The sequence below is a fragment of the Erythrobacter sp. W36 genome, assembly GCF_057364935.1.
Window position 1 is genome coordinate 1,152,750 of sequence record NZ_CP200281.1, and the last position, 12,766, is coordinate 1,165,515.

12 protein-coding genes are annotated in these 12,766 nt (G+C 59.5%); 9 read left to right on the forward strand and 3 right to left on the reverse strand.

Annotated features, from left to right (window positions below):
• Positions 1–90: 90 nt before the first annotated feature.
• Positions 91–2,598 carry a penicillin-binding protein 1A gene (locus AC0V6U_RS05675; RefSeq protein ID WP_472645219.1) on the forward strand — a complete coding sequence of 836 codons (2,508 nt, stop codon included), beginning with the start codon at positions 91–93 and terminating at the stop codon, positions 2,596–2,598.
• A 100-nt stretch (positions 2,599–2,698) separates the two neighbouring features.
• Positions 2,699–3,826, forward strand: coding sequence for a peptide chain release factor 2 (gene prfB, locus AC0V6U_RS05680; protein WP_472645220.1), 1,128 nt, complete (start codon positions 2,699–2,701; stop codon positions 3,824–3,826).
• A 21-nt stretch (positions 3,827–3,847) separates the two neighbouring features.
• Here the strand turns inward: prfB and AC0V6U_RS05685 are convergent, their stop codons facing one another.
• Entirely contained in the window at positions 3,848–4,444 is a 597-nt protein-coding gene (locus AC0V6U_RS05685) for a hypothetical protein (protein WP_472645221.1), read from the reverse strand.
• 89 nt (positions 4,445–4,533) lie between these two features.
• Here AC0V6U_RS05685 and AC0V6U_RS05690 point away from each other — a divergent pair, with 89 nt between their 5' ends.
• The 6 genes from AC0V6U_RS05690 (at position 4,534) to AC0V6U_RS05715 (ending at position 9,740) form a co-directional block, all read left to right on the forward strand.
• Complete coding sequence (locus tag AC0V6U_RS05690) at positions 4,534–5,265, forward strand: class I SAM-dependent methyltransferase (RefSeq protein ID WP_472645222.1); 732 nt, start codon at positions 4,534–4,536, stop codon at positions 5,263–5,265.
• Positions 5,266–5,576: 311 nt separating this feature from the next.
• Positions 5,577–6,086 carry a bifunctional 3-hydroxydecanoyl-ACP dehydratase/trans-2-decenoyl-ACP isomerase gene (gene fabA / locus AC0V6U_RS05695; RefSeq protein ID WP_472645223.1) on the forward strand — a complete coding sequence of 170 codons (510 nt, stop codon included), beginning with the start codon at positions 5,577–5,579 and terminating at the stop codon, positions 6,084–6,086.
• Between the two features lie 25 nt (positions 6,087–6,111).
• Complete coding sequence (locus tag AC0V6U_RS05700; RefSeq protein ID WP_472645224.1) at positions 6,112–7,341, forward strand: beta-ketoacyl-ACP synthase II; 1,230 nt, start codon at positions 6,112–6,114, stop codon at positions 7,339–7,341.
• A gap of 45 nt (positions 7,342–7,386) precedes the next feature.
• On the forward strand, positions 7,387–8,175 hold the full coding sequence (locus AC0V6U_RS05705; protein ID WP_472645225.1) for an enoyl-ACP reductase FabI: 789 nt from the start codon (positions 7,387–7,389) through the stop codon (positions 8,173–8,175).
• 15 nt (positions 8,176–8,190) lie between these two features.
• On the forward strand, positions 8,191–8,655 hold the full coding sequence (locus AC0V6U_RS05710) for a GNAT family N-acetyltransferase (RefSeq protein WP_472645226.1): 465 nt from the start codon (positions 8,191–8,193) through the stop codon (positions 8,653–8,655).
• A complete protein-coding gene (locus tag AC0V6U_RS05715; RefSeq protein WP_472645227.1) occupies positions 8,652–9,740 on the forward strand; it encodes a lipase family alpha/beta hydrolase in 1,089 nt (362 codons plus the stop codon). The genes AC0V6U_RS05710 and AC0V6U_RS05715 overlap by 4 nt, the downstream gene beginning before the upstream one ends.
• 12 nt (positions 9,741–9,752) lie before the next feature.
• Here AC0V6U_RS05715 and AC0V6U_RS05720 read toward each other — a convergent pair whose 3' ends face one another.
• Positions 9,753–11,027, reverse strand: a complete 1,275-nt coding sequence (locus AC0V6U_RS05720) for an ammonium transporter (protein ID WP_486169537.1) — start codon at positions 11,025–11,027, stop codon at positions 9,753–9,755.
• A 146-nt stretch (positions 11,028–11,173) separates the two neighbouring features.
• A complete protein-coding gene (locus AC0V6U_RS05725) occupies positions 11,174–12,196 on the reverse strand; it encodes a 2-hydroxyacid dehydrogenase (protein ID WP_472645229.1) in 1,023 nt (340 codons plus the stop codon).
• 82 nt (positions 12,197–12,278) lie between these two features.
• On the opposite strand from AC0V6U_RS05725, the gene AC0V6U_RS05730 reads away from it, so the two are divergent.
• Positions 12,279–12,761: an SH3 domain-containing protein gene (locus tag AC0V6U_RS05730; RefSeq protein ID WP_472645230.1), complete on the forward strand. Its 483-nt coding sequence runs from the start codon at positions 12,279–12,281 to the stop codon at positions 12,759–12,761.
• The last annotated feature ends 5 nt before the right edge of the window (positions 12,762–12,766 follow it).

Here is a 12,766-nt window from a genome sequence, read left to right on the forward strand (position 1 = left end):
GCAATCTGACGACAAGCCTTAGGTTCATCGGATAATCAGACACAAGACGCTAGCGCCCGCAAAATCACTCATGCTAAGACGCGATCAATTATGACTGAGTCCACCCAACAGACATCGCTTGAATATTTCCGCTATCGCTTGGGCAGAGACCTGAGCGCAGCGGGCGGTTGGTTCAAGGCGAAATGGAAATCGAGCCTGCTGTTTAAGCTCGGCGCATTTGGCCTGATTGTTATGTTGCTGGCATGGGTTGCGGGCTGGGTATTCCTGGCGCGCGATCTGCCGGATGCCGAGGGCCTGCTCGATTATGAGACCCCGCTGCCCACCGTGGTGCGCGGGATCGACGGCGAGATTGTGCACTCTTACGCCCGCGAACGCCGGGTCCAACTGCAATATCCAGACTTCCCGGAAAAGCTGGTTGAGGCCTATCTTTCAGCAGAAGACAAGACCTTCTTCTCGCACGGCGGCGTCGATATCACCGGCACGGCCAATGCGGTGTTCGACTATGTCAGCAAGCTTGGCTCGGGCGACCGCGCCGTGGGCGGCTCCACCATTACCCAGCAGGTGGCAAAGAACTTGCTACTGGGCGATGAATATTCCGTCACGCGTAAGCTGAAGGAAATGATCCTGGCGAGCCGCATCGAAGGGGTGATGACCAAGCAGGAAATTCTTGAGCTGTACCTCAACGAAATTCCGCTGGGCCGCCGCAGCTTCGGCGTGCAAGCGGCAAGCCGCGCCTATTTTGACCGCGATGTTGTTGATCTGGAACTCCACCAAATGGCCTTCCTCGCGATCCTGCCAAAGGCGCCGGAGCGCTATGGCCGCGCGGCCAATGAAGAACGCGCGATGGAACGCCGCGATTTCGTCCTCTCGCAGATGGAAGAAAACGGCTTCATCACGGCTGAGGAAGAGGCCGCCGCCAAAGCCAAACCGCTAGGGCTGGTCCGCCAACGCACCCAGCGCTCCGCTGATGCAGGCTATTTCCTCGAAGAAGTCCGCCGCAAGCTGATCGCTGACTTTGGCGAAAGCGCTGAGGATGGCGAAAACAGCGTCTACGCTGGCGGCTTATGGGTGCGCACCTCGCTCGATCCAGAGATGCAGGACGCCGCGCGCAAAGCACTGCGCCAAGGCCTCGTACGCTATCACGGTAGCCGCGGTTGGAGCGGACCGATTGCGACGATCAATTTCGATGACGGGGCGTGGGACAGCCAGCTCGCCAGCTCTAACATCAGCGTGAATTACGAAAACTGGCGTGTGGGCGTGGTCACCAATCGCAGCGGGTCCAGCGCGACAATCGGCTTTTCTGATGGCGAAGAGAAACCGCTGAGCGGACTGCCAAACGCTTTGAAAGCAGGCGATGTGATCGCCGTGGTGCCGAGCGGGAATGGCTACCGCGTGCAGGCCATTCCGCATGCGCAAGGCGGGCTCGTGGTTCAAAACGCGCAATATGGCCGCGTGCTGGCGATGCAGGGCGGGTTCGATTATCGCTTGTCCGACTTTAACCGAGCGACCCAAGCAGAGCGTCAGCCGGGCTCGACCATCAAGCCGTTCGTCTATGCCACCGGCCTTGACCACGGCATGACCCCATCGACTGAAATCGATAACTCGCGCTATTGCTATTACCAGGGCCGCCGCCTGGGTGAGAAATGCATTCGCGGCGGTCGCGCGGGCGAATTTCCGCTGCGCTATGGCCTGGAGCAATCGCAGAACATCATGACGGTGCAGATCGGTATGACTGCCGGCATGGACAATGTCGTTCAGCAGATCGAAGATCTGGGCATTGGCAGCTACGATCCGTATCCGGCCTTTGCATTGGGTGCTGGCGAATCCACCGTGATGAAGATGACGGCTGCCTATGCCGCGCTCGCCAATCATGGACGCCTGAATGATCCGACCGTGATCGACTATGTGCAGGACCGCGATGGCAAGGTGATTTACCGGGCGGACAATCGCAAATGCGATGGCTGCAATATGCCGAAATGGGATGGCAAGCCGATGCCGCGCTTTGGCCTGAAGGGTGAGCAAGCAATGGACGCGCGCACAGCCTTCCAGACCATGCATATGCTGAAGGGCGTTGTTGATCGCGGCACCGCCACCGTGCTCAACGATCTGGGCCTGCCGCTGTTTGGCAAGACCGGCACAACCACCGGGCCAAAGGACGTTTGGTTCATCGGCGGCACGCAAGAGCTGATCGCGGGCGCTTATGTTGGTTTCGATACGCCCCGCAATATGGGTGGCTACGCCCAGGGCGGCACTATCGCAGCCCCGATCATCAAGACCCTGATCCGCGAATCGCGCGACAAATGGTCTGACCTTCCGGCAATCGCGCCAGCGGGCGTCCGGATGGTCCGGGTGGACCGCCGCTCAGGCAAGCGAGTGCTTGATGGCTGGCCCACCAATGACAAGCGCTCAGCCATCATCTGGGAAGCGTTCAAGCCGGACACTGAGCCAGAGCGTTCGACCCGCGCTGATGAAATCGCGGCCAAGCGTGACGAAATCCTGGAACTGATCAAATCCGCACGCGGCGGCGCAGCTCAGGCGGATGAGGCGAGCAATGATGAGGTAGCGGACTTTGTCGAGGATCAAGGCGGTCTGTATTAGCGGCGCGTCCGCTCAATCCGCCGCCGCTGTTCCCGCTCAAACTTTACAATCACGGCCCGCCCGTTAATCGGGGCCATCCAAACACCGCAAAGGATTTGCCATGCGCGCAGAGGCGCAAGCCAATATCGACCGGATCGAAGCTGCGCTTGATCTGGTGCGCCTGTCGCTCGATTGGGAGCGCGCTTTGCGGCGTCTGGATGAGCTGAACGCGCGGGTTCAGGACCCCAGCCTGTGGGACAATCCCAAGGAAGCGCAGGCGGTCAGCCGTGAGCAAAAGACGCTCGAAAACGCCGTTGCGACGGTGCGCGATATCTCCTCCGAAATGGCCGATGCGATCGAGTTCATCGAGATGGGCGAAGCCGAGGGCGAAGAGGACATTATCAATGATGGCCTCAAAAGCCTTGAGAAGCTCGCCGATCGTGCGGACGCCGACAAGGTGCAAGCGCTGCTCTCAGGCGAGGCCGACGCCAACGACACCTATATTGAAATTCACGCGGGCGCTGGCGGCACCGAAAGCCAGGACTGGGCCGAAATGCTGTTTCGCATGTACGGCCGCTGGGCCGAACGGCGCGGCTATAAGATCGAGACGGTCGAATATCAGGCGGGCGAGGCTGCTGGCATCAAATCGGCCACTCTGCTGGTCAAAGGCGAGAATGCCTATGGCTATGCCAAGACCGAAAGCGGCGTTCACCGTCTCGTGCGGATCAGCCCCTATGACAGCAATGCTCGCCGCCACACCTCCTTCAGTTCGGTCTGGGTCTATCCGGTGATCGATGATGATTTCGAGGTTGAAATCAACGAAGGCGACCTCAAGATCGACACCTACCGCGCATCTGGCGCCGACGGACAACACGTCAACACCACCGACAGCGCGGTGCGGATCACGCACCAGCCAACCGGCATTGTGGTCGCCAGCCAAAACGACCGCAGCCAGCATAAGAACCGCGCAACCGCGATGAACATGCTGAAAGCGCGTCTATTTGAGCGCGAAATGGCCGAACGTGAAGCGGTCGCGTCTGGCGAATACCAAGAGAAAAGCGACATCGGTTGGGGGCACCAGATCCGCTCTTACGTGCTGCAGCCGTATCAGATGGTCAAAGACCTGCGCACCGGCGTCACCTCAAGCTCGCCCGATGACGTGCTAGACGGCGCGCTTGATCCTTATATCTCCGCCGCTCTTGCTCAGCGCGTGACGGGTGAGACGGTCGAAGTAGAAGACGTGGAGTAAGCCAAATTGGAACGCGCCCTTTCAATATGATGGGACGGGCCGATAGTCGGCAATCGGCAAAATTTTGATCGGCTGAGGCCGTTCAATGAACGCGATCGCATTGCGCGAAGCTGAAAACAGAGCCTTGCGAGTTTCAAATTTGCAAAACGTTGCAATTCCTGGCGTCTCACTGCTGATTTCTACGCCGGGCCTAATCGCTGTTCCCAGACAGTCTGGCAGATAGAGTTTTATCCCACGATTTGGCTGTATATTTGCTAGCAGATAGACCGGTTCGGGCTTACCAGAACGCTTGAAACCAAAAGCGAGATGCCACCCGTCCGGCGCATCGGGGATCTTGATGAATGCGGTGTAGTCCACTTCCTCACGAGTGACAGGCGGGCCGCCATCTATCTGGGCTGGTCTGCTAGTGATTGCAGTCCATTTGATCCGCCGATCTGCCTCAACACTGACGGTCATGCGTTCCAAATCATCTTCCTGGATCGCGCCGATTTTGTCGATGTAATCCCCCTCCAGTTCGACCGCCGCATAATCCTCAGGCGTGAACAGGTCTTCTTCTGATATCCAACAACCAGACAGCCCAAGCGCCATCACAAAAGACACAATCATCCGCTGAAACATCAAAACCCCTATCAAGACTTGCCCAAAACACCGATCACAGCGACACAGCTTTTGCCATTCTGCATTTGGGTATGTAAGCGCGCCGAACGATGAATAGCCGCATAACACAATTTTTGGGCTCTCTGGCTCTTGTCACGGCCCTGGCCGCATGCATACCGCAGGCGGAGCAAAGCGATCGGCCGGAAAGCGCGCTTGAGTTTCCGCTGCCTGACAGGCCCGTTTCGACGATCACCTCAAACCAGTTCTCTAATGAGGACGCGCGCGATGATCGCGGTGAGGCGCAAAAAGTCATGGATCTGGCCAATATAGGCGAGGGCATGACGGTCGCCGATATTGGCGCGGGCGAGGGGTATTACACCGTTCGCCTGGCGGAGCGTGTGGGCGAGGCAGGCCGGGTGCTGGCTCAGGATATTGACCGCGATGCTCTGGAACGGCTGGGCCGCCGGGTTGAGAAAGAGCGGCTGGAAAACATCTCGATCAAGCTGGGCGAAGTGGACGATCCGCAATTGCCGAACAGCAGCTTCGACCGGATTTTCCTGGTCCATATGTATCACGAGGTTAGCGAGCCCTATGCGTTCCTGTGGCGGCTGTGGCCCGCGCTGACCGAAGGCGGCCAAGTGATCGTAGTCGACACCGACCGGCCCACTGACCGCCATGGCATGCCGCCCAAACTGCTGTTTTGTGAATTTGACGCGGCGGGATACCGCCTGATGGAATTTCTCGAGAAGCCGGACATCAAAGGCTATTTCGCGCGCTTTGAGCGATCCGACACGCGGCCAGAGCCCGGCGCCATCAAGGCGTGCAGCCTGAACAAAGAATAGTGGCGCAAAAGCGCTGCAAACTTGCGGAGTTCCGGGGATAGTCTGGGGTCACAGGCGAAATGTGACATTGTGTTGCACAGCGCGCGACCTTACGACCATTCCCACAAACACGAAAAGCGCGGGGTCAAACCCGCTGGGGAGCTTTCATTGTTTAGGGGACTTGGGCTGATCCGCTGCGCTACCTGCGCAGATCGCTCTAGCGAACTTCATGCGAGCATCAACCAGGTGGCCTTGCGCTCTTTAAATCAACCATGCGGGGTGCTACGCGCAGCCGCAATTGGAACGCCAAAAGGTGAGGAGTACCGCCCGGGATGACAGATTTTCCAACCAGCTTTGACCGTGAAGATCTGCTCAAATGCGCGCGGGGCGAATTGTTTGGCCCCGGCAATGCGCAATTGCCAGAACCTCCGATGCTGATGATGGACCGGATCACCGATATCTCCGGCGATGGCGGGGAACATGGCAAGGGCCATGTGGTGGCCGAATTTGATATCAAACCGGACCTGTGGTTCTTCGACTGCCATTTTCCTGGCAATCCGATCATGCCCGGCTGTCTTGGCCTTGATGGCCTATGGCAACTCACTGGCTTCAACCTTGGCTGGCGCGGCTGGCAGGGACGCGGATATGCGCTGGGCGTGGGCGAAGTGAAGCTTACTGGAATGGTGCGGCCTGACCGTAAGAAGCTCACCTATTTCGTGGATTTCACCAAGGCGATGCAATCCCGGCGTTTGACGATGGGTGTAGCCGATGGCCGGGTAGAGGCCGATGGTGAGGTCATCTATCAAGTTAAAGATATGAAAGTTGCGCTCTCAGAGGCCTAAGGCCGAGAGACGATAGGGGAAGATCATGCGTCGCGTCGTCATTACCGGACTGGGGATCGTTTCCTCGATTGGCACCAATCAAGCAGAAGTGCTGGCCTCGCTGAAAGCGGGCAAATCCGGCATCAGCTTTAACGAAGACATGGCCGAACACGGCTTTCGCTCTCAGATCGCGGGTTCGGTGGACCTCGATGTGAAAGAGCACGTCGATAAACGTACCTTGCGCTTCATGGGGCCAGGCGCCGCCTATGCGCATATCGCCATGGGACAGGCGATTGCCGATGCGGGTCTGGAAGAAAAAGACGTCATCAACCCGATGACCGGCGTGATTGCTGGATCGGGCGGGCCGTCAACCTCTGCCATGCTAACGGCGCATCAGACAGTTCTCAAGAACGGTTCAACCAAGCGGATCGGGCCGTTTGCCGTGCCCAAGACCATGTCCTCTACGGTCAGCGCGAACCTCGCGACCGCCTATCAGATCAAGGGCATGAACTTCTCGATCACGTCTGCCTGTTCCACCTCGCTGCACTGCATCGGCATGGCCGCTCAGCAGATCGCTCTGGGCCAGCAAGACGTCATGTTCGGCGGCGGCGGTGAAGAGCTGGATTGGACATTGTCCTGCCTGTTTGACGCCATGGGCGCGATGTCGAGCAAGTATAACGACACGCCGGAGCGCGCCTCCCGCGCGTTTGACGCAGACCGCGATGGGTTTGTGATCGGCGGCGGCGGCGCGATGGTTGTGCTGGAAAGCCTCGAACATGCACAGGCACGCGGCGCGAAAATCTATGCCGAAGTCACCGGCTTCTGCGCGACGTCTGATGGTGCAGACATGGTTGCGCCTTCGGGTGAGGGCGGCGAGCGGGCGATGCGCGGCGCTATCAAGACCCTCAGCGAAGACCGCAAGGTCAGCTATATCAACGCGCACGGCACCTCCACGCCGGTTGGCGATGTTGGCGAAATCGAAGCGGTCCGCCGCGTGTTTGGCGAAGGTTCAACCCCGCCGGTCAGCTCAACCAAGTCGATGACCGGCCACAGCCAAGGGGCCACCGGCGCGCAAGAGGCAATCTATTGTCTGCTCGCGCTGGAACACGACTTCATCATTCCGTCGATCAACGTGGAAACTCTCGACCCGGCATTGAAGCCGGAAGAGATCGCGACGCAGTTGGTCGAAAATGCCGGGCTTGATACGGTTATGACCAATAGCTTCGGATTTGGCGGCACCAATGGTTCGATGCTGATGTCGAAATTTCACGGGTGAGAATTTAACGCAGGATAGTCTGCCAATAGGTGAGGTAAGATAGGCATGGGCGTCCTTACAGGAAAACGCGGACTTGTGATGGGCGTCGCGAATGATCGCTCAATCGCCTGGGGCATTGCCAAGGCCTGCGCTGATGCGGGCGCTGAGCTGGCTTTCACCTATCAGGGTGAGGGATTTGGCAAAAGGTTGGAGCCGCTTGCGCAGAGCGTCGGCTCGGACGTCATGCTCGATGTCGATGTGACCGATGACGCCTCGCTCGATGCGGCCTTTGCCGCCTTGCAGGAGCGGTGGGACACGCTCGATTTCGTGGTCCATGCGATCGCCTTTTCCGACAAGTCGGAGCTGACCGGGCGGTTCCTCGACACCTCGCGCGATAACTTCAAGAACTGCATGGATATTTCCGCCTACAGCCTGATCGAGGTGACGCGCCGCGCGCATCCGATGATGGTGGAAAATGGCGGAACGATCCTGACGCTCAGCTATATGGGTTCAACCCGCGTGACCCCCAATTACAACGTGATGGGCGTGGCCAAGGCCGCGCTGGAATCGGCGGTGCGCTATCTGGCCGATGACCTCGGCCCAGAGGGCATTCGCGTCAACACGATCAGTCCGGGCCCGATGAAGACGCTGGCCATGTCGGCGATTGGCGGCGCGCGCAGAACCTATCGTCACACGGACACCAATGCCCCGATGCGCAGCAATGCGACGCTGGAGGCCGTGGGCGGCACAGCGGTCTATTTGTGCAGCGATGCTGGCGCGTTCACGACTGGCGAGATCATCCACGTCGATGGCGGCTTCCACGTTCTGGGCATGCCGCAGCTCGACAACTTATGATCGGCGATTGACCTCATGCACTTTGGCGAAGCCAGCCTTGCGGATGAGAGCATCCTGAAACTGCTGGAATATCACCATGCGGATATGCAGGTCGTCTCTCCGCCCGGCACGGCCTATGCCTTTGATATTGAGCGTCTTAATGCACCCGATATTCGCCTGTTCGGCGCATGGAAAGACGGCGTTTTGCTGGCGGTAGGCGCGCTGCGTTCGCATCCTGATTTTGCCGAGATCAAGTCGATGCGCGCCGCGCGCGAGGCCGCTGGGCGAGGGGCGGGCAAAGGGCTGCTATCGCACATGCTGGAGATTGCGCGCACCGATGGCTTTCACACCGTAAAGCTCGAGACCGGGATCAATCCTGCTTTTGACGCTGCAAATGGCCTTTATCGCAGCTTTGGCTTCACTGAGACCGAGCCCTTTGGCGGATATCAGGACAATGGCGACAACCGCTTTTACGCCCTCTCTTTGAGTGCTGCGCAGTGACCGAGACCAAGCCTCCACGCCCCGGTTTTTTTAGCCTCGCCAGCGAGCTCTTGGCTTTGCCTAAGGTCTTTGTCGCACCGCTGCGTTCCGCCGATCCGGTGGAGCCATTTGCGAACGGCAAGACCGCGCTCGTCATCCCCGGTATGCTGTCGAACAATGCCGCGACCGCCCTGTTGATCGCCAACCTGCGGCAGGCCGGGTTTGATGCGCATGGCTGGGAAAATGGGCTCAACACAAAGGTGACGCCTGCGCGGATCACTGCAGTGGAAGATCACGTTGAAAGATTGTCAGATCAGGCCGCGCAAAAGATTGTCCTGATTGGCTGGAGCCTTGGCGGCCTCTACGCGCGGCTGCTGGCGCACCGCCTACCGCATCACATTGATCTCGCGATGACATTGGGATCGCCATTTTCCGGCGACAGCCGGGCAAACAATGCCTGGCGCCTGTACGAGGCGATGAACGATCACAGCGTCGATAATCCCCCGTTTGAGGAGGATTTGTCGGACAAGCCGCCTGTCCGCACGCTCGCGATTTGGTCGAGCAGGGACGGAGTGATCCATCCGGAGTGCACCGCCGGAACGCCGGAGCAGTCAGACCTGCGGATTGAGCTGCCCTATAAACATTTGGAGCTCGCTACATCGCGCCGCGCGATCCGCGAGGTGGTCGGTATTCTGCGCGAGGAAATGCGCGATGGTGCCCCCTCAGCGCTCGCCTTGGCTCAGCTGCCGGTTCTGACGGATGAAGAGATCGCCCGACGGCTGCCCGTGTGGTCGGTGCTGTCGGACACATTCCTCGATACGGAGCTCGACGAGCATCACTATTTCCGCATCGCTGAGATGATCACTGAGGCGGGCTATACCAAGGAAGAGTTGGAGACGATCTACCGCTGCGAGGTGGAGCCCGCGTTCTCGTTCAACCTGCTAAACCCTGCGGGCGAATGGGCCGGGTGGCCTGAGGAATTCGTGTTGGAACGGGTGCTCGCAAGCCGCAAGACACCCGAGACGCAGGCCCGGCCGCGTGTCATAATGCACGACCATATCAAATCGGAATGGGTCAAGATTAGCCGCGCTTTGGACGCGCTCTAACCTCTCAAAACCCTAGTCGATGTCCCAGGCGCGCTCGCCGTGGCTTGTCACATCCAGGCCTTCGATCTCTTCTTCTTGGTCAACCCGCATTGGGAAGAACGTCGAAACCATCAGGGCCAGGATTGTGGTGCCAATCGCGCTCCACAAGGCGACCGCGCCTATGCCAACAAATTGCGCGAGCAGCTGGCTGCTCATATCCATTCCGGGGAAATAGCCCGTTCCGCCAAGCTCTGGGGCAAGGAACACCGCGAGCAGCATAGTGCCTAGCAGTCCGCCAACGCCGTGAACCGCGAATACATCGAGCGAATCGTCAATGTGCCATCTCAGCTTGATCAGCTGAATCGCGCCGTAACACACCAATGAGCCCGCCACTCCGAAAAGGATCGCCGCTCCTGGTGAGACAAACACCGCCGCTGGCGTGATCGTGGCCAGGCCCGCAATCGCGCCCGTCGCCCAGCCAATCGTTGTCGGCTTGCCCAGCGCGAGCCGTTCAACCAGCAGCCAAGTAAGCGCGGCTGCACTGGCGGCGATATGCGTGTTGATGATGGCGGAGGACGCGTTGTCATTCGCGCCCAAGGCAGAGCCGCCGTTAAACCCGAACCATCCCACCCAGAGAAGCGCCGCACCAACCATGGTCAACGCAGGCGCATGCGGCAGTATCAGCTTCTTTGGAAAGCCATCACGTTTGCCCAGCAGCAGGGCGACCAGCAGAGCGGAGACACCGGCGGTGGTGTGCACCACCAGGCCGCCCGCAAAGTCGAGCGTGCCGAACTGGCTTGCGAGCCAACCGCCACCCCACAGCCAATGCGCAACCGGCGCGTAAACGACGAGGCCCCACAGCGCGCAAAACGCCAGCACCCAGGCAAAGCGCGCGCGCTCCACCCATGCGCCGACCATCAGGGCCGGGGTGATCACCGCAAAGGTCATCTGGAACAGCGCAAATGAGCTTTCCGGCACCAAAGTGCCATCGCGCACTGTGGCGAGGCTATCGAACATGAAAGCGCTGCCGCCACCCATCCAGCCTGTCGTGACGGGACCAAAGGCGACGGTGTAGCCGACAATCACCCACAGCACCGAAGCAGCCGCGGCAATCGCACCGCATTGCAGGACAACCGAGAGCAGGTTTTTGGACCGCACCAATCCTCCGTAGAACAGCGCGAGCCCCGGCAATGTCATCAGCAGAACGAAGGCGGAGGATGCCAAAATCCAAGCGGTGTCGCCCGTGTCCGGCACTACGGCAGCAGGTGCCGCAGCGGCGGCTTCTTGCGCAGAAACCGGTACAGCCATACCCGCAGCAATGATGAGTGAAAGCGCCTTGCGCAGCATTCTTATGTCCCCCCAATGCCGCAGAGCCATGCGGTCATTACTCAAATTGATCCCTTTGCACGCGCTTTGTTTCAAACCACGCGCAATATCAATGGCATTAATTCCACTTACCCCGAAATGAGTGCTTCCAGCACTTGATCAGGCGGGCGATGCCCATCGGCCCAAAAGCGGATGTTGGCGATCACCTTCTCACCAGAGGCCTCGCGCCCCTCCGCCGTCGCGCTGCCGATATGGGGCAGGGTCATGACATTTGGGTGCTGGAGCAGACGTTTGTCGACGTTTGGCTCATCGGGATAAACATCCAGGCCAGCGCCCGCGAGATGACCATTGTAAAGCGCCTCAATCAGCGCCTCTTGATCGATCAATTCCCCGCGCGCGGTGTTAATCACGCTAGCGTCCGGCTTCATCATCGCAAAGCGCCGGGCATCGAGCATATTGCGGGTATCATCGGTTAGCGGGCTGTGGAGCGTCACGATATCGGCCTCAGCCAGCAAATCGTCGAGCTGTTCGACGAAGCGCGCTCCAAACATCTTCTCAACCGCTTCTGGTAAGCGCTTGCGATTGTTATAAGCGATTTCCAGCCCGAAAGCGCGCGCTCGGTGCGCAACCGCCTGGCCAATCCGGCCCATGCCGACAATGCCCAGCGTCTTTCCGCCAAGCTTGCGCCCCAGCAGGCCTGATGGCGCCCATCCGGTCCATTCCCCGCGCCGGACCAAGGCGGTGCCTTCGCGAATGCGCCGGGGCACACCGATGATGCCCGCCATCGCAATATCGGCGGTGTCATCGGTGAAAACGCCCGGCGTGTTGGTCACGAATATCTTGCGCGCCGCCGCAGCGGCCAGATCAATATGCTCGATCCCTGCGCCAAAGCTCGCGATCAGGCCCAGCTGCTCGCCAGCCTCGGCGATCATATCCGCATCAATCCGGTCCGTAACGGTGGGAACCAGCACATCGCAGCTTTTCATCGCTGCGACCAAGGCCTCGCGGCTCATTGGTTCATCAGTGGTGTTGAGCTGGCAATCAAACAGCTCGCTCATCCGCGCCTCTACAGAAGGCATCAGCTGGCGAGTTACCACCACTTTCATTTCGCGCGCATTGCGGCGCTGGGTCTGCGCAGGTTCATTTGGCATCAGCTAGGGCTAATGGCTTGTGGGCGCACAGGTCAAGCGCGCTTGAAGCCGCGTGCCCAATGAAGCTATGGATGGACCTGTTATGAAACGATTTGTTGTCACTGTCTTAGCCGCGTTGGGCTTGCTCGCTTTGGTGCCCCTTGGCGCACCGCTGAATGCGCAGGACCGCGAGACGCCCTATTGGGCTTCGATTGATTCTGAGCGGGTCAATATGCGGGTCGGGCCGAGCGTCGATTACCCAATTGAATGGGTCTACAAACGCAAAGGCCTGCCGATCAAAGTTATCCGCCTTCGCGAAGGCTGGCGCTTGATTGAAGACCCCGATGGACAGCAAGGCTGGGTCACACGCAGCCTGCTCAGCGCCGCGCGCACGGCGATGATCATTGGCGAGGGACCGATTGACCTGCGTGCCTCCGCCAGTGCCACATCTGCGCTCAGATGGCGGGCGATGCCGGGCAATGTCGGCAAACTAGGCACATGCGAGGCGGGTTGGTGCGAGCTCGATATTGCGGGACGCAAGGGCTGGGCACCGGAAGACCGCCTTTGGGGAACCGGCGCGCCCTGAACGGC